Source organism: Paraburkholderia sp. DD10 (assembly GCF_049177125.1).
Lineage (GTDB): Bacteria > Pseudomonadota > Gammaproteobacteria > Burkholderiales > Burkholderiaceae > Paraburkholderia > Paraburkholderia terricola.
Window position 1 is genome coordinate 880,804 of record NZ_CP185392.1, and the last position, 23,209, is coordinate 904,012.

At 61.2% G+C, this 23,209-nt stretch carries 21 protein-coding genes and 1 pseudogene; 14 read left to right on the forward strand and 8 right to left on the reverse strand.

Annotation, left to right across the window (positions count from 1 at the left end):
- The first annotated feature begins 61 nt into the window (after positions 1-61).
- A complete protein-coding gene (locus tag ACOCG7_RS04135) occupies positions 62-1,627 on the forward strand; it encodes a hypothetical protein (protein WP_421376935.1) in 1,566 nt (521 codons plus the stop codon).
- 664 nt (positions 1,628-2,291) lie between these two features.
- On the opposite strand, the gene ACOCG7_RS04140 is transcribed toward ACOCG7_RS04135, so the two are convergent.
- The 4 genes from ACOCG7_RS04140 to ACOCG7_RS04155 form a co-directional block, all read right to left on the reverse strand.
- The gene (locus ACOCG7_RS04140) at positions 2,292-3,611 is read right to left on the reverse strand and encodes an IS701 family transposase (RefSeq protein ID WP_421376937.1); all 1,320 of its coding nucleotides are present in this window, start codon (positions 3,609-3,611) and stop codon (positions 2,292-2,294) included.
- Between the two features lie 78 nt (positions 3,612-3,689).
- Positions 3,690-3,962 (reverse strand): hypothetical protein, encoded by a 273-nt coding sequence (locus tag ACOCG7_RS04145; protein WP_083086380.1) that lies wholly within the window; start codon positions 3,960-3,962, stop codon positions 3,690-3,692.
- Positions 3,963-4,215: 253 nt separating this feature from the next.
- Entirely contained in the window at positions 4,216-5,343 is a 1,128-nt protein-coding gene (locus ACOCG7_RS04150) for a GNAT family N-acetyltransferase (RefSeq protein WP_083086381.1), read from the reverse strand.
- Between the two features lie 411 nt (positions 5,344-5,754).
- Positions 5,755-6,018, reverse strand: coding sequence for a hypothetical protein (locus tag ACOCG7_RS04155; protein ID WP_143326721.1), 264 nt, complete (start codon positions 6,016-6,018; stop codon positions 5,755-5,757).
- Positions 6,019-6,756: 738 nt separating this feature from the next.
- Between ACOCG7_RS04155 and ACOCG7_RS04160 the strand changes: the two genes are divergently transcribed.
- The 5 genes and pseudogenes from ACOCG7_RS04160 to ACOCG7_RS04180 form a co-directional block, all read left to right on the forward strand.
- On the forward strand, positions 6,757-7,938 hold the full coding sequence (locus ACOCG7_RS04160; protein ID WP_421376940.1) for a GNAT family N-acetyltransferase: 1,182 nt from the start codon (positions 6,757-6,759) through the stop codon (positions 7,936-7,938).
- 294 nt (positions 7,939-8,232) lie between these two features.
- Entirely contained in the window at positions 8,233-8,547 is a 315-nt protein-coding gene (locus tag ACOCG7_RS04165) for a hypothetical protein (protein ID WP_083086386.1), read from the forward strand.
- Positions 8,548-8,808: 261 nt separating this feature from the next.
- Positions 8,809-10,200 carry a PQQ-dependent sugar dehydrogenase gene (locus ACOCG7_RS04170; protein ID WP_416448122.1) on the forward strand — a complete coding sequence of 464 codons (1,392 nt, stop codon included), beginning with the start codon at positions 8,809-8,811 and terminating at the stop codon, positions 10,198-10,200.
- 578 nt (positions 10,201-10,778) lie between these two features.
- Positions 10,779-11,063: a DUF3303 domain-containing protein gene (locus ACOCG7_RS04175; protein WP_083086389.1), complete on the forward strand. Its 285-nt coding sequence runs from the start codon at positions 10,779-10,781 to the stop codon at positions 11,061-11,063.
- 972 nt (positions 11,064-12,035) lie between these two features.
- Positions 12,036-12,362: pseudogene (locus ACOCG7_RS04180) on the forward strand (winged helix-turn-helix domain-containing protein); the annotation flags it as partial.
- 114 nt (positions 12,363-12,476) lie between these two features.
- Here ACOCG7_RS04180 and ACOCG7_RS04185 read toward each other — a convergent pair.
- Positions 12,477-13,382, reverse strand: a complete 906-nt coding sequence (locus ACOCG7_RS04185) for a dihydrodipicolinate synthase family protein (RefSeq protein ID WP_421376943.1) — start codon at positions 13,380-13,382, stop codon at positions 12,477-12,479.
- Between the two features lie 349 nt (positions 13,383-13,731).
- Here ACOCG7_RS04185 and ACOCG7_RS04190 point away from each other — a divergent pair, with 349 nt between their 5' ends.
- From ACOCG7_RS04190 to ACOCG7_RS04215, 6 genes are all read left to right on the forward strand, one after another.
- Positions 13,732-14,688 (forward strand): 4-hydroxyproline epimerase, encoded by a 957-nt coding sequence (locus ACOCG7_RS04190; protein ID WP_073432056.1) that lies wholly within the window; start codon positions 13,732-13,734, stop codon positions 14,686-14,688.
- A complete protein-coding gene (locus ACOCG7_RS04195; protein WP_083086392.1) occupies positions 14,685-15,815 on the forward strand; it encodes an NAD(P)/FAD-dependent oxidoreductase in 1,131 nt (376 codons plus the stop codon). Before ACOCG7_RS04190 ends, ACOCG7_RS04195 begins: the two co-directional genes overlap by 4 nt.
- On the forward strand, positions 15,808-16,083 hold the full coding sequence (locus tag ACOCG7_RS04200) for a (2Fe-2S)-binding protein (RefSeq protein WP_073432058.1): 276 nt from the start codon (positions 15,808-15,810) through the stop codon (positions 16,081-16,083). The genes ACOCG7_RS04195 and ACOCG7_RS04200 overlap by 8 nt, the downstream gene beginning before the upstream one ends.
- A complete protein-coding gene (locus ACOCG7_RS04205; RefSeq protein WP_421376946.1) occupies positions 16,080-17,360 on the forward strand; it encodes an FAD-dependent oxidoreductase in 1,281 nt (426 codons plus the stop codon). The genes ACOCG7_RS04200 and ACOCG7_RS04205 overlap by 4 nt, the downstream gene beginning before the upstream one ends.
- A 192-nt stretch (positions 17,361-17,552) precedes the next feature.
- Positions 17,553-18,320 (forward strand): AraC family transcriptional regulator, encoded by a 768-nt coding sequence (locus tag ACOCG7_RS04210; protein ID WP_073432060.1) that lies wholly within the window; start codon positions 17,553-17,555, stop codon positions 18,318-18,320.
- 10 nt (positions 18,321-18,330) lie between these two features.
- Positions 18,331-18,660: a hypothetical protein gene (locus ACOCG7_RS04215; protein ID WP_073432061.1), complete on the forward strand. Its 330-nt coding sequence runs from the start codon at positions 18,331-18,333 to the stop codon at positions 18,658-18,660.
- Between the two features lie 16 nt (positions 18,661-18,676).
- Here ACOCG7_RS04215 and ACOCG7_RS04220 read toward each other — a convergent pair whose 3' ends face one another.
- The 3 genes from ACOCG7_RS04220 to ACOCG7_RS04230 all read right to left on the reverse strand — a co-directional run bounded on the left by ACOCG7_RS04220 (position 18,677) and on the right by ACOCG7_RS04230 (position 21,501).
- Complete coding sequence (locus ACOCG7_RS04220) at positions 18,677-18,934, reverse strand: hypothetical protein (protein WP_073432062.1); 258 nt, start codon at positions 18,932-18,934, stop codon at positions 18,677-18,679.
- Between the two features lie 164 nt (positions 18,935-19,098).
- Positions 19,099-19,431, reverse strand: coding sequence for a hypothetical protein (locus tag ACOCG7_RS04225; RefSeq protein ID WP_073432063.1), 333 nt, complete (start codon positions 19,429-19,431; stop codon positions 19,099-19,101).
- A gap of 186 nt (positions 19,432-19,617) precedes the next feature.
- A complete protein-coding gene (locus ACOCG7_RS04230; RefSeq protein WP_083086395.1) occupies positions 19,618-21,501 on the reverse strand; it encodes a bifunctional sugar phosphate isomerase/epimerase/4-hydroxyphenylpyruvate dioxygenase family protein in 1,884 nt (627 codons plus the stop codon).
- 323 nt (positions 21,502-21,824) lie between these two features.
- On the opposite strand from ACOCG7_RS04230, the gene aroQ reads away from it, so the two are divergent.
- Together aroQ and ACOCG7_RS04240 are read left to right on the forward strand one after the other, a co-directional pair.
- Positions 21,825-22,280 (forward strand): type II 3-dehydroquinate dehydratase, encoded by a 456-nt coding sequence (gene aroQ / locus ACOCG7_RS04235; protein ID WP_073432065.1) that lies wholly within the window; start codon positions 21,825-21,827, stop codon positions 22,278-22,280.
- Positions 22,277-23,179 carry a shikimate dehydrogenase gene (locus ACOCG7_RS04240; protein WP_073432066.1) on the forward strand — a complete coding sequence of 301 codons (903 nt, stop codon included), beginning with the start codon at positions 22,277-22,279 and terminating at the stop codon, positions 23,177-23,179. Before aroQ ends, ACOCG7_RS04240 begins: the two co-directional genes overlap by 4 nt.
- The last annotated feature ends 30 nt before the right edge of the window (positions 23,180-23,209 follow it).

Sequence of the window (23,209 nt, forward strand, 5' to 3'; positions counted from 1 at the left end):
AAATGGGAGTAACCCAGCGCGGCACCTGGGACTTCTATTAGAGTAAAGGACATATCGCGGCATGAGCTCAAATAAAGAAAAACGCTGCCTTGTCAAATTTTCTATCACGCTCCTGATTGCAATCTCGAGTCTTTGCGCTACGGTATTCGCGTGCGCTCAGGTTGACCTTAGTTCTCGACAAGCACGTGTCGACATCGGTGCAAACTCGCACCAAAAAAACACGTGTTTGAAACGGACTGATCTGCTTGCAGGTCTGACTCTTCTAGATCTGGACGCCGCAATGGTCGCGTGTGTCAAACAAGGGAAATTCGAGGACGCCACGTTTCTATATGCGTTATCGGGTGTTTATGGCCGATACGATATCTTGAGGGTCCCCGATCGAACTGCGCATCAAGCCGTTACAGTGTTGCGGACGTGGGCGATGTCTTCACTGAGCGATGAAGAAAAGGCAAGATTCAAGAACGAAGTGTTGAGCAGAACCGAGGACAATGAGGCGCGGTCTAAAATCTGCAAAGACGTCGAGAAAATCGGGCCACCTCGATACATTCCTACTTACATGACAGGCCATGGCCTCGGTGCGATTGTCGGATCCGAGCAAAGCGGGTCGACGCCAGCGGGATTCAATTCATCAAGCGCATGGCACGAGGCTTTGACTGGCTATCTTCATTGTCCTTCGCCCACAGCGATTAACGAAACTCGCCAGTTCGAACTCAACGTGGTACTCCTCATAAACCGGGAGCCGCGCGAAATCTCATACAACTGGCGGTGCACACGTATCCGGGATACCGCGAATGCAAGTCAAAATTCGCCGTGGACGATTTTTCCTCGGCCCGGTCCTGTACTGAAGATGTTGGGAGCCGAAGCCGCAGTTCTCGTTACGGCTCCGAATTACTGTGCGACGGGTGCCCAGGAAGCGCCGGAAAACGATCCCATCCCATACTCATCGCCTGTCATGATTGTCGATTCGGTTACCGATCCCTTCACGATCCAAGTATTTACAGAAAACTATTATCGCGGGGTGGGATACGAAGTCTTAATAAAGTCTGAATCGATGCGGCGCATCGACTCCGCAACCAAGGACTATGAATTCTCGAAGGAGGAACTGAGTTTCCGGGAGACTGTATCGAAAGGGAATATATACTTCCAATCCGTGCAGGCAAGAATGGAACCAAAATCGATGTGGGGCAATTCTGAAGCTGCAATGCAATTTTTCTCGGACAAGAAAGGCATCGTCGTCGCTGATACGCCTGCACGTATTGAGACAAGCGTTGCCGGTCGTGACGGCGCCCATAATTTCTTCCCGTTTGACCGGGCTGGAATCAAAACGGGACGAAATCTGGATAGGTTCAGCGTACCGCTCAGAAAGATCGGCGATGTTTGGCTGCTTCAGCCAACTGACGACACCGCTTCTGCCACGACGTATGTTCGCGTAGCCGACGACTCAGAGCAGTTGGCGACCCGAAGGTATGGAATCAGCCGGCCGCCTCCGGTTACCGTAAGATATGAGGGTGTTGCCGTTCCGGTCATAGGTTCCCAGGAAGTTTACGACGCTGATCGCGAATTGTTGATCCAATTCATTAACGGGTATAGACCAATAAAAACTCTTGGATTGTTCGTCGATCGCTAAGGAAGTTGTAATGCTGATGATGCATCCGAGTTGTTCAAAGGACAGAGAACGCAAGGAAGATGAGCCCTACTGAGAAACGTCAAGGTGCCGGATGTGCGATGCTCATTGACGGCCGCTCAGATCTCAAACGGCGACCGGCGCCGATCTTTGAATGTCCGATATCTGGAAGCTTGAGACGTACGAATGGCGGAGTCGGGACGCCAGCCGATGTCCGAAACTGGGCCGGTCGCTGCCTGTCGTCGCAAGAGTCACCGCGATCCGCGTCAAGGGGGCGGTGCCATGGAGGAGCCATGCACGGGGATTCTGACGCCGGGTGATTGATCTGAAAGAATATTTGTCTGAATGGAGCGGATCAATATTCGACGGCCCTATCGGATAAAACTTCCCCTCGCAGACCACGAGCCGACATCACGGCTCGCGCGCCTCACTCGGCGACGCATTCCATCCATCCAACTGGGTGAACCATCACTAGATGGCGTGGTTTCTGGCGTAGGTCGGCCTTAAAAAGCCGGTCAGAAAAGGCGCGGGTACTGCTGCATCAGCAAAGTGTGTCTCCTAGTCTTACTGTGTCAGATAATTAGTCGCGCAGTCTGTCGCCGGACAGGAAGAGTGCCATCGTTGCATGAGGCGAAGTCCAAGCAGGATCCGCAACGTGGTAATGGAATCAGGAACGTGGCGTTGAGCGCGCTGGACTGCCCCGTGGGACGTAATCCGGGGGAAGGGCAGGCAGCGCGCGTTCGGGGAAGTTTTTTTTATCGCGCTCATCCGAGCGCATCCTGAGTCGCTGCGCCATCAGAAACCCATACGCAGCGATACTCAGTGTGGCGTGGTGGTGAAAGCCACGCCAGCCTCGTCCTTCGTAATGACCGAGCCCGAACTCCTGTTTCAGGTCCTGATAGTCGCGCTCGATGCGCCAGCGCATCTTGGTCACGAACACGAGCTGCTCAAGTGTCGCCTCAACTGGGGCGGTAGTGAGAAAGTACTTGAGCGGCTCCGTATCGCCATCAGGCCATTCAATGAGCAGCCATTCTTCATCGCGAACGGTGCTCCGCCAATAGTCGCGATGTGCGGGACGAACCCGTACGGCGGCAAAGCGTGAGGAAAGTGCCGCGTTGCTGCCTTCCCGCCAGGTTACGGTTTGCCAGGCGTTCCCGGGTAATAGCATGGCCAGTTCCTTCACCGCGAGCGGTTCATGGCCGGGCGCACGGCGCAACAATGTCGATGGCTTGCCGCGCCCGCTCCAGGGCCTGGGAGGCAGTGGCGCCGTACCGGGCGCCCACACAGAGGTGCCTGGCCGGATCCCTACTGCGTACAACAAACCCAGTTCAGTTACGCCATCCCGGAAAGCCGTTTCGTCGCCATACCCCGCATCGGCCAGCACGATGCCCGGTGCAACGCCGGATGCCACAGCTTCGCGAAGTTGCGCCAGCGCAATCTCGGGCTTGGTCTCGAAGGCCAGATCGTCGGGAATGCCCGCACGACGGGCACGTTCCCGGTCGTCAATCCATTCCTTGGGGACATACAACTGCCAGGCAATCGGCAGGCTGCCACGTTGCGTCGCGATTGACAGGCTCACGGCGACCTGACAGTTGTCCTGTTTCCCAAGCTGCCCACAGTACTGACGTGCCACCCCGACCGAATGACGTCCCTTCTTTGGAAAACCGGTGTCGTCAATAATCCAGTAGTAGCCGCTTTCTTCAGCAGCGTGTGCGTCTAACGCGGGCATCACCCATTCGCGTACCCGCTGCAAAACCGCGCGGTCAGACCATCCTGCCTTGGCCACAAAGTGGTGGAGCGACTGGTGCTTCGCACTCGCGTGAAGTGGGTCAATGTGCGCGGCCATCGGCTCGACGCTCTTGCGCGACAGCGGCAATACCAGGCCCGAACAGTAACCTTTGAGGCCGGCATGGCGATCGGCGTGCCCTAATGCCTGCCCCAGATGATTCAGATACGCGTCAAATTCGTCGACAACATCTTCTCTCATCGCGATCGCCCGAAGTCTTTAGTATTCAATACTACCAGGTATCGCTCTCCTGCAAACAAATTTTGTGACACAGTAAGACTAGGCACAAGTGAAGCCACGTACTTCCAATGCAGCGTCGCCTTTACCTCGTCGTTCCAGATCCTCGGCAAGTAGCTCTTTAAACAGTGCTACTTCCTCATCCCCATACAGGTTGCGAAACTCACCGATGACCTCGGTGATCGCCCGGGTACGGGTATCGGGTGTAAGCATACTGCTGACGTGTGAACAGCCCCGGGCCAGTTCGAGGAAGTAGATTGCTCGAGCAGCAGTAGGAGAGATCATGGCGCCGCCGCGAGATTTTCCTTTGGGCATGAGGTTCACCTCTCTTTTGTAGCTGCCTTGCTCCGTCCGGGCGGTGGCTCCTGCCGTTGATGAACGGAACCTGCCACCTTAGCCAATCTAGCACGCGCACCTGAGCGGAAACTTAAGCGATTGGCGAAACGGGAAGAGTGAATCGAGCTCGTTGTGCAGGAGCACCTAATAAGCGAGGCGTCGTGATCGGAAAATATACAGATCGTGTGATCGATGAAGGATGTCCGCCGTCGCGCCGGGATCTGTGACGTGTTCACGTTCTACGCAGGGTCTGCAGCGTTCCCTTCGCATGGGACATGATCCCCTGTTGCAGACGTAGAGCACGCATTCCCAGGCGCCCCCACGGAGAACTGACAGTCCGCAACGTCCAGACGCCCCCCTTGTTGCCGCGGGCCCAGAATTGCTTGTACTGCTCGTCGCCTGCGCCGAAGTCGAGATCCAGCCCCCGGTCGAATGCCCATTGCACGACATATTCGTACGCCAGCAAACCGGGCGAGAGCTTGCGCTGCGCCTGGTCGAAGCCTGAAATGATTGTGCTCGCGCAGCAGTTGTCAACGCAGAACACCAGCGCCGCGAGCGGTTCGCCATCAAGCGCGACGACGAGCAGATGGGCTTCCGTTGCCAACGGCGACGATAGCCACTCGACGAGGAAGTTCCGGTAGTGAACGGACGTCACCCACTGCCCATGCTTGCCGACACGATCGCCCCAGTCGCGCTTCCATTCGAGCATCAGGTCGATGGCAGAAGCGACGGCGCCCTTGTCTGACAGGTCTACCAGCGATGCATCCAGTTGCCCTTTTTTCGCCAGGCGACGCGCGATGGAACCAGGCTTTTTACTTTCCTCAAGCACGGTCAGCGAATCGCAGAACGATGTCCAGTCGCGCTGCCTGCATTCGAGGCTGAGCTTTGCGACATATGAAACGTTGCGGTGCCTGGTTACGAGCGACCGGTCCTGCCCGGCGACGCGGTATAGGTCCGCCGACTCATGCAGGTATGGCAGGTGCACGAAGTCGGCGCCACAGTGCCCAGTCGCGATGCGCCAGGCGCCTTCGATCCAGGAGAGGGTCCCGGCACGCGCTTCCATGAGTATGTCCGAGTAATCGGCGGCCTCCGGGGACAGCGGTGCCAGGCAGGCCCACATGAACCGGTGACGCAGGACAAGCGGCCATACCATGGCAAGCCTGCCTTCGTCGCGCCGGATAATGCAGCGCAATGACCTGCCCTTCGGCTTCGCTACCTGCTGCCACGCAGTCCAGCAGAACGCGAACGACAGGTAGTGCCGCCCCCCTGCGCGTTTCCACAACGCGTCCCATTCGGGTTGCAATCCGGCCAATGCATGTTCGTCGGTGATGATTTCGTAGTGGAAATCCGGGACCGTCATCGCTGCCTCGCCAGAGCCGCATGAAGCAGCCTGTTTGACATCACGTCTCGGGGGAAGATTACTCCTCGCATGAGAGCGCCACGCGTGCGGTGGCGCACGGTTATAGGCGCTCTGAAATGAACCGCGAGCGTGGTAAAACCCGCAACGCAAGCCACCCTATGTGGCGCCGGTGTTATACATACGTGACCGACGCTGGGCGGCTGAAGAGCTGCCGATGCCCAAGCACGATGTCGCCTGACACCGGTCCGAAGCTTCAACATTAGCATTCACGTAATTCTCGAGGGTGCCACTCGTCACTCGCCTGAATGCAGTCGTTAGTGGCGGCCGCCGGTCGGCCTGATTCACGACCTGCCTCAAGAGGCCGCCGATGCGATCTGGGGAGGTCGCACTCCTGACTCGCACGTGATGACGTCAGTTCCTCAACACGAGGAATGCGCAATCAACAAAGGTATGCGCACGACGCTGACCGTAGGCGACGGCCTCCTCGGGACACGCAAACTCAAGTGACTCTGCATGACTTGCAACCACGTTTTCCGGAATGAAGTGAGCTTTCTTATGCACATACCAGGTGACGGTATAGCGTGGCTCGGCACCATTGAAGGAAAGTGCTGTGGTCTCGTCGACACGTACGTGTACTCCGAGATCCCGGTATGGCTGGCAGATATGGTCTCGCACTGTCTCCTCCTCAGTCCTGGGGAAGCGAATGAATCCCCCTTTGCAACGTCTGTTCAAGACGTGTATTTCACGGTGTGGCGCCGCCGGACTAATACATAAGAGCTATGGCCTGCGCAGCGCCAGAAAAGCAGGGTTGGCGGTCCACGCTCACACCTGATATGTAATACGAAACGATTACGGCTGAGCACTGGCTGGCGTGACGCACATCGACGGTCCGCATCTGAAACGCTGCAACCGAAAAGCTTGAGCAAAAAGCGGCGTCACCGGCTGAGAACCAGGACGCCGCTGAAAACACCTCCCGCGTGGACAGGGTAGTCCGCAGGAGTGACCTGAAGGTATCGTTCATCGGTCCTCGGTTCAAGATGCAGAATTTCCGTTTGTAACAGAGCCCAAGGTATTTTATGCAGCATTAAAACTGGATGCGCCGCAGGCAAGGAGGCGACGGTGCAGCGCCCGGATCGCGGGCGACAATCGATAAATTTACAAACCGATAAATTTTTTACAACACTGCTGGTTGCTTGGGCTCGCGCGGCAACGGGGTGATGTCCTGAAGGTAGGGCGGCGGTTTCAATTTTCGAATGTCTGATCGCCCACAGTGGTGCATCCGAACTGCCGCTACGCTTGGTCTGCCGCACTTTCCGGGTTCGTTTCAGGACGGTGACCACAATTTGACGTGACGCCGCAACAGCGGTGTTTGGCGCCAAAGCGCGACGGGGCAGCGACTATATAACGGGTTTCATGAATGAAGCCTCGGCGGCCGTGTCGATATTTAAACCCGTTATCTGTAAACGCTCCAGCCGATTGAATCCTTATGTGGCTGCCTGCGACAGCTACGCTGGTACCATGAACATGGTTAACGAAGACGTCTCCGTGAAGCTGATGCCTGCACCACGAATCGAAGTCGACCGAATGCGCACCGATGTGAGCAACGCCAGGACAACCGTCATCCACGCCGCACGCGCCGGTCTGAACGGGCGCTCGATTTTCCATGAGCCCTGGTGGCTGGATATCGCGACCGGGGGCAACTGGAAGCTGGCGTCGGTTCATGACCGTGGTCAACTGGTCGCCGAAATGCCGTACACCGTGACACGCAAGGGCATCTGGCGCCTCTCGACCTTGCCCCCGCTAACGCGCACGCTCGGTCCCGTGATTCCGGCAGCAAGAGGCACGAGCGACGATGACTGGCGTCATTGCTTCGGTGCAACGCAAGCCCTGGTCGAGCAGTTGCCGGAGTGCGCGCTGTTTCACCAGCGGTTCGACCCGTACGTCTCGGATGCCATGGGATTTGCGTTGCTGGGCTTCGGGGTCGCCGTAAGCTATACGATGCGGATCGAGCCCGGCAGGGCCGAGCCGGACGTATGGGCCGGACTTCGTCCGAATACCCGCAATCTGGTTCGCCGTGCCGGCGAACAGCACACCGTTCGTCAGATACCCGACGCGAACCTGTTCGTCAGCTTCTACGATGCCAATCTGACGCGCCGGAATCGGGACAATGTGTACGGCACTCGCGTCATGAGGCAACTCGTCGATGCCTTCGTCTCGAGGGGCTCGGGTATGGTGCTTGGCGCCTACCAGGCGGACGGCAGCCTGTGCTCAGCGATCGCGGTGATATGGGATAAGCACACGATGTATTACCTGCTGTCGTCGAGAAAAGACGATGCCCATGGCGGTGTCATCGGCCTGTTGTTATGGCACGCCATGCGCAATGCCAGGGAAAAAAATCTCACTTTCGACTTCGACGGCATTTCCAATGTCGGCATTCTCAAGTTCCTCAGCGGTTTCGGAGGAACCCTGGTTCCGCGGCTCGAAGTCGAGCGGGCGAGAGCAGACTATGCTGCGATGCGCGGCATCGTGCATGTGGGGCGATCTGTATCACGTTCGGTAGGCCAGCGCGTAGGGCGACAGAAGCGTGACCAGTGATGACTATTGCGACAACGCGAACACCTTCCTGAACATCGGAACGAGGAAGCGTACGTTGATCTGGTTAGCATCAACAGGCCCGGCCGAAGCTGCTCGGCAGGTGTCAACGGCGATTTCAAAGCTACAGCGATGATCCGCAAAATGCTTCCGTCGGGCGGATTATTGATCAGGTCGCCAGCGTGGATCTGCGCGTCGAGGCCTGCCAAGGTACTTTCCCTGGCCACATTCCGGGCGGCATGCGGGTTGCGCGCTACTCGTTGTCGGTTCGCGCAATAGCGGGACGAGGGGGCGCCAATGTCTTTCCAGATCTTTGCTTCATACCGCGGGTATAGCATCAATGTTCAGGTCACTCCAGCCAGGACGTTGTCTTTCCATGGCGTTGGGCGTCGATACAAGGTGTCCTGGTTCATCAAAAAGTCTGGACATCCCGGCGAGGAGATCGCAGGTTTTCCTGAGCGGCTCGAATTCATGTCCGAGCATGAGGCGTTCAGATACGCTGAAAACCGGGCCCATACCTTCATCGACTGCGTACTTTCCCGAAGACACGCTGCGAGGCCTGCGGTTGAAGGAGGAGCCAGTCAGGAGCGCTCGCTCGGTCCGGGCGGCTGATGTCGTAACAGGTGATGCCAAAATGCGGGCCCGGAAGGGCCGTCCGCTATTCAACAGTTCGAACGGCAGCTTACAGCGAGATATCGGTCGGCGTCTTAGCGCCTGTCTCATATGTCAGCGAAGCGCGTGCCGGCCGCAGCTCATCCTCCCATTCAGCTTGCTTGCCGGCGTGCGACGTCGCTACTTTGTCCGCCGCCTGTGGGCAAACGGCCTATCGTTAAATGGTTTCGCGATGAATCTATCCGTGAGTGGGAGGATAAGATGCCGCACTCCGTAGAAGGCTGGCCAAGCCGAAGCCCCGTGATCGCCACGCTGGCAGCGTTGCTCATATTGTTGGCTTTCACCGATGTGGCGCGCGCTCAGGCCGCTGCTGTACCCAATGTTGCTGTCGGGCAGTCGGTTACATGCCAGCCCGCGTCCACGACCAGGCCGCAACCGAAGCTTCCCATTGGTTTTACCGAGCAGATCTTATACGCAGGCTGTCTCACTCAGCCGACCGCGATAAGCTTTAACGGAAGCAAGACCAGGGTTTTCGTCGCCGAAAAAGGGGGCAAGGTTTGGAATTGCGATTTGGCGGCCCCTACCTGTACGTTGCTCGCCGACTTGGGGAGCGAAGTTTGCAATGATGCCGACCGGGGGCTCCTCGGACTTGCAGTCGACCCGCAGAATGATGGGAACGTCTACGTGCTTTACACGACGCGTCCTACCACAGGAGCGTGTAATGGAAACGTCCTTACCGGCGGCCAACTTTCGCTTTTAACGGGGTCAGGCGAAACGAAGATTCTGCCCCGCGCAGGATCCACCAGCCAGCCGTGGTGTTTTTACTATACGTCTCACAGCATCGGGGGCTTGGTCTTCGCAGCCGATAACAAAACGCTATATGTCAGTGCCGGCGATGGCGCAAGCTTCGACCGGGTCGACTACGGCCAGTTGGATACCGCTTGCGGCGATGGTACAAACTTGCCTCAGGGGGCGTTTCGCAGTCAGAGCGTGTCGCCCTACAACGATGGCGTTATTCTCAGGGTAACGAACCCGGGCGCGACAACCCAAAGCGTTTCCGTTGTCACAAACGGCCTGCGCAATCCGTTCCGCTTCGCCAGACTGCCCGGTATGACGGATGAACTGTATATCGGTAATGTGGGTTGGACCCTCTGGGAATCCATCGATCACTTCACCGTCGCCGGCCAGAACTTTGGGTGGCCGTGTTTCGAAGGATGGGCCCCCAACAACAACTTCAGTGCGGCTCCTCAACCCGACTACCAGAACACCGCATACTGCGGAAGCGTTGGCGGCGTCACTGCACCGTTCTTTGCGTACGCTCATGCGAGTTACGTTACGGCCCAAGACAGCAAGGGAAGGACCTGCGGTGGCAAGCCGTCCGGCGGTGGGGCTGATCAAAACGGTAGTGTGATCTCCGCGATTGGATTCACTGACGGCACCAGCACAACCTACCCTCCTGAGTTCAGGAACGCCCTGTACTTTGGCGATCTTCTTCGGAAATGCATCTGGACAATGCAGCCGCCGAATAATACGCCACAGTCCTTTGCAAGAGACCTGCAGGGAGGACCGGTGGATTTGAAATCCGGTCCGGCCGGGGACCTCTTTTACGTAGACCTCGTTACCGGTACCGTGAGGCGATTTACGCATAAGTAGGAGGCGACAGCTGAGTGGTGCCTGGCTGGCGCTAAACGATTCCTGTGCCTTGCGCGAGTTGTGCGTTTGGTCCGCGTGTTAGGAGATTGGACCCGAAACAGACGAACGGCGGCTTCAGAGGTTGAAGCCGCCGTTTGAATGCCCGTCGGCTCAGCATGACGAAAGACCGGAACTGGCCCGCGACCGGCCCCTCGACGGAAACGGGCTCTCCCGCATTCGAAGAAGTGGAAAACTGCTCAGGCGAGCATGCGGCCTGGCACCGACGACGCTATACGTCTGGCGCAACGTGTCACTGCGCAATGAGACCCAATCGACAATCGTAGTTGCTATATATTGTCAGGCAGTAGATGTGGCGGCATTGCTATGAAAGTTGGCCATTCGCTGCTGTATTCAGAGGGTTTCTATTGCGCGGGCCAATCTATGATGAACTATGCGCCTCGTGGCCTCATACCGATCGTGTGGATGAGGAAACACTCCAAGCCCCGATCCCGGGCGTCGACGCGCCGCGACGCTGCGGCGTGTGGGGTGTCGACGGCCCGCCACGAGCCGGCGTCGCCAATCTGCGAATGGGGACTGCAATGAAGTTCATTGTTCAATGGAAGGGCCTGCCGCCGACACAAGAGCTTGCAATCGAGCGCTTCATGAAAACCGGCGGCCGTCCGCCGGACAACGTCGAGCTGCTGGGACGCTGGCATGCGATCGGTGAATTGAGTGGCGTTGCCATCGTTGAAGCGACAGATGCTAGTGGGCTCGCGGAATGGATACTTCAATGGGGGGATCTGTTCTCGTTCACTTCCGCTCCCGCGATGTCCGACGAAGAACTGGGTGCCGTGCTCGCGGCTCATCAGGCGGCGTCGAAATAGGACGCGGACAAGGAAAAGAGGCAAGCCGGCAACACGGCGCGTCGGAGAATCGTGCTGCTCGACTCCCCGCGTCGCTCACCCCGCACAAAACGCCTGACGGACTGGATCAGGACATGAAGCGGACGGCCAAAATGATGGTTTGAACGGCTCAAACTGGGCCGGTCACTGCCGGTCGTCGCATGAGTCATCGCAATCCGCGGCAAGGGGCAGCGGTGCCGTGGAGGTGCCATGCACCGGAACTCTAAAAATAGGTGATTGATCTGAAAGAATATCTGTCTGAAATGGAGCGGATCAAGTACTGGACATATCGCTTGGAACGGCGGTTGATCTGAGCCGCGAAATCGCGCGCCTACCCTCGAAGACAAAAAGACACGCGCAAGCATCTTCTAGATCACATAGCGGTTTGGGTCGCTGCATTGGGTGCTCATCGCAGCGTTACATCTGGCACCATCGTGGAATCGATTCTGGGAGGCCTGCGTGGCTGAAGACACCAATCTCGATCGCGATGCGCGAGCCGAGCTCCTTTGCTATCTGGTTGTTGCTCAGCTCGCGGCGCATGCCCGGACGGGAGAATGGCTGCGTACGGACCATCTCGTCGAGTCCGCCCGCATGTGGACGGATTCCAACGGCGCGCACGGGGCATGGTTGGCGCGGTCCGAGCTCGGCCAAGCTTCAGCGACTATCGCCCCGGACTTTCTCAAGGTTTCAGCGCTTTGCGACTCTGGCTCGCTTGCAATGCTCTTCACGGATGGCTGGCGACTGGACTATCGATGTCGACTCGTACGTTGGTTGCATGACGTTTGCGACGCGCACCTACATGGGAGCGGAGAGCTGCCAACCCTTGGCGGGCATGTTCATAACTCTCCGTAAGTGATTGATTTTACTTGGACGCGTCATGCTGTTTTTGCTGTGAATTTCGATCCAAAAATCCACCATAAACCAATGATTTCTAGTCGCAAATTGGCGGTGCGGGGGCTGTATCATTTCGACACGCACCGTCAAGTCGTCATGGTGCGTGGCCAGCCGGTGCAACTCTCCGGCACGCAATACCGGCTGGCGTCGCTGTTCTTCTCCAACATCGGCCGCGTGATGTCGCGCGATCACATCTTCGCGATGGTGTGGGGCCGTGAGTTCCGCGAGTTCACCCGCACGATCGACAGCCACGTCTCGCGGCTGCGTCTGTTGCTCGAAATCGAGCCGCAAAACGAGTTCCGGCTGCAACCGGTTTATAAAAGCGGCTATCGACTGCTGCATCTGCGGCAAGATGAATCCGCCGACGAGCAAAAGCGGGTCGCCTGAATTCGCCTCCGCATCGAAGGTGAATGAGGCGGCGGCCGCCGCATCCATCGCACCACCGCCTACAGCCGCCGCCAGCGATTGCTATCGGCCGGTTCGGCAAAAATCAAACGTGATTCAGATTCGCGGCAGCGCCGGCCGCGTTTCAATCGCGTTGCGAATCAACGTTTCCACCGCCTTGCGCTCGTCGCCTGCCAACGGCAGACGCGGCGGGCGCACCGGCTCTGTTCCCAATCCGACGATCGTCTCGGCCAGCTTGATGTTCTGCACGAGCTTCGGCGACACGTCGAGTGCGAGCAAGGGTGCGAACCAGCGATAGATCGTTCGCGCTTCTTCAAGGCGTCCCGCCTTCAGCAATCTGTAGATCGCCACGGTCTCGTGCGGAAACGCGCATACGAGTCCGGCCACCCAGCCGTGCGCGCCCATCAGCATCGCTTCCATCGCGAGATTGTCGACGCCGCACAGAATCGCGAAGCGGTCGCCCACCGCGTTGATCAGATCGGTCACGCGCCGCACGTCGCCGCACGATTCCTTGATCGCGACGATCTTCTGTTCGTCGGCGATCTCCGCGAACATCTCGGGCGTCATGTCGACGCCGTAGGCGAGCGGATTGTTGTAGACCATCAGCGGCAACGCGCTTGCATCGGCGACGCTGCGGAAATGATGCAGCGTCTCGCGCCGGTCCGACAAATAGCGCGGCCCCGGCAACACCATGAAACCGGCCGCGCCGCGACGGCCGCCGGCTTCGGCCTGGCGGCAGGCGTCGAGCGTGCTGTTTTCGGCGATCGTCAATAACACCGGCACGCGGCCTTGCGAGGCCTCGACGGCAATGTCGAGCACCTGCAGCTTTTCGTCGAGCGAGAGCGTCGACGCTTCGCCGAGCGATCCGCATACGATGATGCCGTCCACACCCGCGTCGATCTGCGCCTCGATGTTCTTCGCTGTCCACGCGCGGTCTATGCTGAAATCCGCGTGAAACTTGGTGGTGACCGCGGGCCATACGCCTTCCCAGATATGCGCCACGACTGCTCTCCTGAGTGTGATGTGTCGAGGCGCAGTGTAAGCAGGGAAAATGCCGCCGTCTTGCGCGATTCGCGCGCTGTGAATGACGATTTCGGCATAGGCGATATGCCTGTACCCGCGCTCGTTCAAGCCGTTCCGCATATTGCGGGATAAAAGGCGGTCTCCTTCGAAGAGGCGTTGCCAGCGACATGCGATGCGCTTCAGGTCTCGCTCACCGCTCGTGGCGCCGGCACGGTCCATGATCCGGTTCGACGAAGTAACCTGCCCGTAAGCCATCGGCCGGACTGTGCCAAAATCGTCACAATCCGCGCGTAAGCGCACCAAGACGCGAACGCCCGGCATTCCTACCATGGGCGTCATGAAAACCTTGGACTTCATCGACTCGCACACCGGCGGTGAACCGACCCGCCTCGTGGTGTCGGGCGGCCCGGATCTCGGCGGCGGCACGCTGGCGCAACGTCTCGACGTATTCCGCACCCGCTTCGATGGCTGGCGCGCCGGCGTCGTCACCGAACCGCGCGGCTCGGACGTGGTGGTGGGCGCGCTGCTGTGCGAACCGGACGACCCCACCTGCGCGGCCGGCGTGATCTTCTTCAACAACGTCGGCTATCTCGGCATGTGCGGGCACGGCACGATCGGCCTCGTTGTTTCGCTCGCGCACATGGGGCGGATCGGGCCAGGACGTCATCGGATCGAGACGCCGGTCGGCATCGTCGAGGCGACGCTCAACGAGGACGGCAGCGTCGCCGTGCGCAACGTGCCGGCTTATCGCTACCGGCAAGCCGTGCAGGTGGACGTGCCCGGTCATGGCGTATTGAGCGGGGACATCGGCTGGGGCGGCAACTGGTTTTTTCTCGTCGCCGAACATGGGCATGTGCTGGACGCGTCGCATATCGCCGAGTTGACCGTCTTCAGTTCCGCAATTCGCGATGCGCTGATCGCGCAACACATCACCGGCGCGGACGGCGCCTTGATCGACCACATCGAACTCTTCGCACCCGGTTCGCGTGACGGCATCGACAGCCGCAGCTTCGTGCTTTGCCCCGGCAACGCGTACGACCGCTCGCCGTGCGGCACCGGCACGAGCGCGAAAGTCGCCTGTCTCGCCGCCGACGGCAAACTCGCCGAAGGCGCGGTGTGGCGGCAGGAGAGCGTTATCGGCAGCGTGTTCGAGGCCAGCTATCGTCACGCAGGCGACGGCGTTGCGGTGATCCCAACCATTACCGGCCACGCGCACATCATGGCCGAAGGGCGCCTCTGCTTCGATGAGCGCGACCCGTTCGCGTGGGGCATTCCCACGGTATGACAGCGGATGCGCTGATCGTCGGAGCCGGCATCGTCGGCGCGGCCTGCGCGGCGGAGCTGGCCGCGCTAGGCATGCGGGTCGACGTGCTCGACGCGCATGGCATCGGCGGCGGCGCGACGGCGGCGGGCATGGGCCACATCGTCGTGATGAACGATTCGCCGGCGGAATTCGCGCTCAGCCGTTACTCGCGGGACTTGTGGCTGCAACTCGCGCCGCGGTTGCGCACGCGCGACGCGTTCGCGCGCTGCGGCACGCTCTGGATCGCCGCCGACGACGAAGAATGGCACGCCGCCCGCGCCATGCATGCCGCGTTCGAGGCGCAGGGCATCGGTGCGCAACTGCTCGACGCGTCCGCGTTGCGCGCGTGCGAGCCCGCCTTGGCGGCGTCGATGGCGGGCGGTTTGCGCGTCGAGCACGACAGCATCGTATATGCGCCCACCGTCGCCGAGTGGCTGCTGACGCAGTCTCCCGCAGCGGCGAATATCCGCTTGCGGCTGCGCACGCCGGTTACGGCGGTCCGCGCGGATGGCGTGACGCTGCAAAACGGCGAACGCATCGGCGCCGCGCACGTGATCGTCGCTAGCGGCCTGGGCGCACGGCAATTGGTGCAGCCGTTGCCGTTGCAGCCGAAGAAGGGTCATCTGCTGATCACCGACCGCTATCCCTCGCTGATCCGTCATCAGTTGCTGGAACTCGGCTACATCAAGAGCGCGCATCATGCGGCCGGCACCTCGGTGGCGTTCAATGCGCAACCGCGGCCCACGGGGCAATTGCTGATTGGCTCGTCGCGTCAGTTCGACACCACCGATCCCGCCGTCGAGATGCCGGTACTCGCGCGGATGCTGCAACGTGCCGCGCGCTATCTGCCCGTCTTGCCGACGCTCAATGGGGTTCGCGCCTGGACGGGCTTTCGCGCGGCGTCGCCGGATGGCCTGCCGTTGATCGGCCCGGCCGGCGATTTCGCGCCAGGTGTCTGGCTCGCCGTCGGCCACGAGGGCCTCGGTGTGACCACCGCGCTCGCCACCGCGAGACTGCTCGCCGCGCAGATCACGGCGAGCGCCGCGCCGATTCCCGTCGAGCCTTATTTGCCGGCCCGTTTTGCGCGCAAGGTGGTGGCTCATGATTAGCCCCGGCACGACGCGCATTCGCGTGACGATCGACAACCAAAGCATCGAAGTCGAAACCGGCACGACCGTGGCCGCCGCGCTCGTTCTCGCGGGCGTGAAAGGCACGCGGATTTCGGTCGACGGCGAGCCGCGCGCCGCGCTGTGCGGCATGGGCGTGTGCCAGGAGTGCCGCGTGACGATCGACGGTGGATCGCATGCGCTGGCCTGTCAGACACTATGCCGCGAAGGCCAGGTCATCAGCGTCCCTCATATGATGAACGCGCGATGACGCAGCACTTCGATATCGTCGTGGTCGGCGCCGGTCCGGCCGGATTGAACGCGGCGCATGCGGCGGCGCGCGAGGGCGTTACCGTCGCGCTGCTCGACGACAATCCGCGCGCCGGCGGCCAGATCTGGAGACAAGGTCCGGGCCAGCCACCGCAAGTACCGTTGCAAAGACTGCTTGCTGACTTGAATCAGCAAAGCAACGTCACGTATTTTTCTTCGACCCGCGTGATCGCGCCATTGGGCGCGCACGGCTTGCTGCTGGAATCGGCCGGGCACGGCGGCGTTGGCATCAGGTACGAGCGCCTGATTCTCGCGACCGGCGCACGCGAGCGGCTTTTGCCGTTCGCGGGCTGGACTTTGCCCGGCGTGACCGGTGCCGGCGCGTTGCAGGCGCTCATCAAAGGCGGCATGCCGGTGCACGGCGAACGGATCGTGATTGCCGGCAGCGGTCCGTTGCTGATCGGGGCGCTCGCCACCGCGCGCGCGGCTGGGGCGCGCGTGGTGGCGGTGGTCGAACAGGCACCGGCGTTCGAGGTTGCGCGCTTCGGCGCCTCGTTGATCAGCGAGCCGGCGAAGCTGCGCCAGGCCGTTGGCATGACGCGCGGTTTCACGGGATTGCGTTACTGGACTAGCAGCATCGTGCAGGAGGCGCACGGCGAAGGCTGCGTCGAGCGCGTGACAATCCGGCGCGGCGAGCGGAACGTGACGCTCGCTTGCGACCGCGTTGCATGCGGCTATGGACTCGTGCCGAACGTCACGCTCGCGCACGCGCTCGGCTGCGCGATCAACGAAGCGGGCGAGATCGTCGTCGACGGCGAGCAGCGGAGTTCGGTCGGTGGTGTATTGGCGGCGGGCGAGTGCACCGGTATCGGCGGCGCGGAACTGGCGGCCGTCGAAGGCGAACTCGCGGGACTGTCGGCAAGCGGCTCTGCTGCGAGCCGTGCCGTGCTGCATGCGCAACGAGCGCGCTGGCGCCGCTTCGGCCGCCGGGTCGAAGCGGCCTTTGCGTTGCGCGACGCGGCGCTTGTAGCGCCCGCCGACGCCACGCTGCTTTGCCGCTGCGAAGACGTCAGCCTCGGCGAAGTGCGCGCCTATCCCGACTGGCGCGACGCCAAGCTGCATACGCGTTGCGGAATGGGCGCCTGTCAGGGCAGAATCTGCGGCGCGGCGGCGAGCTTGTACTTCGGCTGGCAGGCCGCCGCGCCGCGGCCGCCGTTCAGTCCGGCGCGAATCGGCACGTTGATGGCGGCGAGCGAAGAACCGCCGTTGGCTGAGTGACATCGGCCTGCGGATATCCTCTGGATATTGCCGGCAGCAGCACGGCCCTATAATCGTCCGCAGACGCGAAAGGCTACGGCGCAGCGACTGCCCGGGAACCGCACGCCGAGCGCACGCGCCGCCGATCACCCGCATAACCCAACGCGAAACCATACCGTCCAACGCCCGAACATCGACCACGGAATCCGCACGATGAACTTGCTGGCTCATCCGCTCGAACCGGACGACGCAACGCTGTCCGGCATGTTGTCGCACTTCACGCTGCTCGAGCCCGTGTTCGACGCGATGCCGGACGTCGTGTTCTTCGTCAAGGACGTCGAGGCGCGCTACGCGCTGGTCAACCGCACGTTGGCCTCGCGCTGCGGCTTCAAGGAAAAGACAGCGCTGCTCGGCAAGACCGCCGAGGACGTTTTTCCGCGCCGCTTCGGCCGCATCTACACGGCGCAGGACAAGGCGGTCATCAACGTCGGCAACCAGATGATCGATCAACTGGAATTGCACCTGTATCCGGGCCGCCAGCCGGGCTGGTGCCTGACCTGCAAGCAGCCGTTGCGCGATCCTTCGGGGAAAGTGGTTGGTCTCGCCGGCATTTCGCGCGACCTGAAAGCGGACGAAAGCAGCCACCCCGCGTATAGCCGGCTCGCAGCGGTGGTGCAGTCGATCCAGGAAAACTACGTGCAGCCGTTGAACCTGAAGCAACTCGCGGCGATGGCCGACATGTCGGTCGCGCAACTGGAGCGCTACTTCCACAAGGTGTTTCATCTGACGCCGCGCCAGGTGCTGCTCAAGACACGCCTCGACGCCGCCACGGCGCTGCTGGTCTCGCACGACAAGGTGACCGACGTCGCCGCGCTTTGCGGCTACACCGACCACAGCGCCTTCACACGGCAATTCAAGGCGACCGTCGGCGTCACGCCGACCGAATACCGGATGCTGCTGCACGGAACCTCGCGGAACTGAGCCGTCGCACATGGTCCGTCGCAAGCATCACTATTACGTATACGTCGTCGCGCTCGACGACACGGTCTGGAACGAGGCGCGCTTTCGCCGCGCGAATCCGGACTACCGGTTCGACAGGCCTTGCGTGTATGTGGGGATGACGGGACTGGACCCGGATCTGCGATTCGACCGGCACAAGGCCGGGATTCAGGCCAATCGCTATGTGCGCGATTACGGCTTGCGCCTCGTGCCCGAGTTGTACGACGTGTTCAATCCAATGCCTTACCGCGGCGCACAGGATATGGAAGTGGAGTTGGCGATCAGCTTGCGGGAGGCGGGGTACGGCGTGTGGCAGGCATAAGCCGGCCGACGTTGCGTTACTTCACGCCGAGGCCGCGCAGCACGGCGTTGCCTTCGGGCGTCAGACGAATATGCGAGGCGCCGGCGTCGCTGGAGACCGTTTCGATCAGGCCGGCCTCATGAAGCTGCGGAATCTCGGGTTTCGCGGATGCATCGATCGGCGCGTGCAGCAACAGCAGCAAGGTCGCCAGTTCGTGGTGGCTCAACAGGCGGCGCAGAATCGTGGGCCGCCTGGCCGGCGCCGGTGCGTCGTTCGTCTCTTGATCGGGGTTCATGGCGCACCTCGTGCGAATTAGTGTCGGGTGGATGATGCGGACGAAGTCTTAAACGATTCTTAAGCGACCATTGTCCTGTAACACCGTGACACGAAGATGGCACGAGAACGCGTTACCGATTGTCACCGCTACCTGCGTTTACCCTCGATGACCCTTCACGGGCCTTACGGCGCGCAGGTTTTGCCCGCTGTTTCGATCCAGAGATTGTTGACGTGGCGCTTGCCCGCATAGAAACGGTAAGTGGTCGCGCCGTTGTCGCTGCGCACCTTGACGATATTCGAATCGCCGAAGTCGAGCATCTGGCCTTGCGGGATTGCCGTGGACTTGAACGCGGCGTTGTGGCTCGTGGCGAGCTGGGTCAAACAGGCGACCACGTCGTTGACCGAGCGCTGCGTGGTGGTGTCCGTCACGGGCTCGCCGGCGTCCGGGTTCTTCTGGAAATAGGCACAAGCGTTCAGAAGCAGGGGAATGGACAGCACTACGGCAAACTTCTTCATATCTCTCCTGGCATTTGATTCGGCTGACGGTACGTGCAACGCCGGTACGGGCGCGGCCCGCGGCTCCGGCCGCGAAACAACGCATTATATCGATGCGATGCGACGGTTCCCGCCAATGCCGCACGGGATGTGCCCGCTCCGCCCTTTGCCCCCGCTCGACCCGCTCGCGGTGCCTGTGCCGACCCCCTACTTGCGGCGCTGCGCCTGAGCAGCAAGCCGCACGGCCGCGTTGGCCGCGCCATAGCCGTCGTAGCCGCCGCGCCGCTCGACGATTTCCATGAAGAAGCGTTGATCCAGTTGTTCCGTGTAAGCGTGGAAAAACTCGCCACCGCGCTCGTCGCGGTCGTACAGGATGTTGTGCGCGCGCAGCGCCTCCAGCGTCTCGTCCGGCAGCGCGTAGCGGGCCGCGAGATCGTCGTAGTAATTGCGCGGAATGCGCAGCACCGGCAAGCCATCGGCGACGAACTCGGGAATCGCGCTGAAAATGTCGCCGGTGCTGAACGCGACATGGTTCAGGCCGGAGCCGTGATAGGTGTGCAACGCTTCGGCCACCGCCGTATGGTGATCCACCGAAGCGTTCAGCACGATGCGCACCGAACCGTCACGGCTGCGCAGCGCGCGGCTGCGCACGAGGCCGTATGGGTCGGGCACCAGCACGCCCGGCTCGGCCTGGAAGCCTAGCGCGGTTCGCAGAAACAGCACCCACGTATCGAGCGAATTCGCCGGCACCGACAGGCAGACGTGATCGATTCGGGTGAGCGGCCCTACTTCGGTAGGACCGTTGACGTCGGTCAGAACGAAATCGGCTTCGAACAACGTGGGCTGTTCCGGCCTTTCGTCGACGAAATAGTTCAGGCTGCTGTCGGGCGCCTGCACGGCGGGCAGCACGCGTTCGTTCGGGCCGATCTGGCCGGAGAACGGCGCGTAGCCGAAACCGGCGGCGCGCTCGAATGCCTGGCGGGCGTCGTCCACGCGAAACGCCGATGCGCAGAGCGACAAGCCGTGCTGCTGAAAAAACGCGTTGGCGAACGAATCGGGCTCGGCGTTCAGCACGATCGACGCCGCGCCGTGCTGATACAGCGTCACCTCTTTCGAGCGATGCTGACCGGCCTGGCGAAAGCGCAGTTTGCCGAGCCAGTCGACGAGTTGCGCGCGCGTGGTGCGGTCGACCGCGAACTCGAGAAACTGATAGCCGACGTGCGCGGGCGCCGCGGGCGATCGATAGAGATCGCCGACCGGCTGCTGGGTGGCTTCGAGTAGCGCGCGGGTCTGCTCCTCGAGAAACAGCAGTGAGCGATGGCCGTCCGCCGCGGTAATGGTGGTGGGCGCGGCGCGAAAGCCGTCGTTGAAAATCTCCAGCGAAAGCGGCCCCTTGTAGCCCGTTTTCACGACTTGCGCGGTGAAGCCGGCCACGTCGAAATCGCCCTGGCCGGGAAAGCAGCGGTAATGGCGGCTCCATTCGAGTACGTCCATCGCGAGCTTCGGCGCGTCGGCGATCTGCACGAAGGCGATGCGCTCGCCCGGAATGTCGGCGATGCCGTCCACCGTATCGTTCAACGACAGCGTGTGAAAGCTGTCGAGCACGAGCCCGAGATTCGGATGGTTCACGGCGTTCACGAGCTTCCACGCATGGCGGTAGGTTTTCACGTGCTTGCCCCACGCGAGCGCCTCGTATCCGGCGACCACGCCGGCCGCCTCGGCCGCGCGGGCCAGCGCGCCCAACTGATCGATCATCAGCGAATCGTCGCCGATGGTGTCGGGCGACACGTTACTGCACACCAGAATGCGGTCCGTGCCCAGTTCGTGCATCACGTCGAACTTGCGTTTCGCGCGATCGAGATTGCGCGCGAGACGTTCGGGGCTCACGCCATCGAAATCGCGGAACGGCTGGAACAGCATGATTTTCAGCCCGAGATCCTCGGCGATGCGCCGCACGTCGGCAGGAGAACCGTCGAAATACAGCAGATCGTTTTCGAAGATTTCGACACCCTCGAAGCCCGCCGCGTGGATCGCGTTCAGCTTCTCGACGAGGGTTCCGCTGATCGACACGGTGGCAATCGAACGTTGCATGAACGGCTCCTGCAAAAACAATGGAACGGCTGTTGAAGAACTGCGGGCGGCGGCCGGTGCGCCGCGCCGCGGCATGCGTCGCGAGCCGCGTGCTGTAATGCGCAAAATTGGTCCAGCTAGTTACCCAATCTCAGCAAACCATGGGCAAAACCTATCGACAATGGCCCGAATTTTCGCCAGTTTATACAAACTAACTAGATGGTACAAATTCGTACAAACCCCGAATGACGGCGACGGACAATGCGCGCACACTTCGTCCACGTCGTAGAACCGCCGCGAGTGCCGTGGTTCGCTTCAAGTCTTACTTCGCAGGAGTAGCTGTCATGAGCTTTGCATCGGTACTGGTTCTCAACGGACCGAACCTCAATCTGCTGGGCACGCGCGAGCCGGCCATCTACGGCTCGGAAACGCTCGACGACGTCGCGAAACTATGCAGCGAAGCCGGCGCGCGCCTCGATCTATCGATCGACTTTTGCCAGTCGAATGCCGAGCATCAACTGATCGACTGGCTGCACGCGGCGCGCACGAAGGTCGACGGCATCGTGATCAATCCGGCGGCTTACACGCACACCTCGGTCGCCATCGCCGACGCCCTCAGCGCGATCGAAAAGCCGGTCATCGAAGTGCATATTTCAAACGTGCATCGACGTGAAGCGTTCCGTCACCACTCGTATGTGTCGGCGGTGGCGGAGGCGGTCATCGTCGGCTGCGGCACGCAAGGCTACGTGCTCGCCCTGGAACGGATGGCGACCATCCTTAAGAATAGGGCGGCTAAATGAACACACAAGCGAACACACAAGCGAACGCACTCGCAAGTTCAAAGGCCAACCCGAAGTCCTATCTGGTCGGCCTGATCGGCTCGGGCATCGGCGGATCGCTGAGCCCCGCGATGCACGAGGAAGAGGGCGGCAAGCTCGGCCTGAACTACGTTTATCGGCGAATCGATCTCGAAGCGTTGAAGCTCGATGTCGCGGCGCTGCCCGATCTGCTGGTTGCCGCCGAACGCATGGGCTTCGACGGCCTGAACATCACGTACCCCTGCAAGCAAGCGGTGATCCCGCTGCTCGACGAACTGTCGGACGACGCGCGCGCGTTGGGCGCGGTCAACACCGTGCTGTTCAAGGACGGCAAGCGCATCGGCCACAACACCGATTGGTCCGGTTTCGCGCGTGCGTTTCAGCGCGGCTTGCCGGACGTATCGCTCGAACGCGTCGTGCAACTGGGTGCGGGCGGCGCCGGGGCGGCGGTCGCCCACGCCGCGCTGACGATGGGCGCGCGAGCCCTCGCGCTGTTCGACGTGGACGCCGCGCGCGCCGCGTCGCTCGCCGCGGAATTGCAGCAGCGCTTCCCCGGCGCGACGGTCAGCGCCGGCAGTTCGCTCGCCGAGTCGCTCGCCGCCGCCAACGGCCTGATTCACGCCACGCCCACCGGCATGGCGAAGCTGCCCGGCTTGCCCTTGCCGGTCGAATTGCTGCACCGCGAGTTGTGGGTGGCCGACATCGTCTATTTCCCGATTCGCACCGCGCTGTTGCAGGCGGCCGAAGCGCTCGGCTGCCGCACGCTGAGCGGCGGCGGTATGGCGGTGTATCAGGCGGTCGACGCAATGCGCATTTTCACGGGTCTCGAACCGGACGCCGAGCGCGTGTACACCCACTTTCAGTCGCTGTTGCAACGCTAGCCGGCGGCGCAAGCGCCGGTACATAACGGA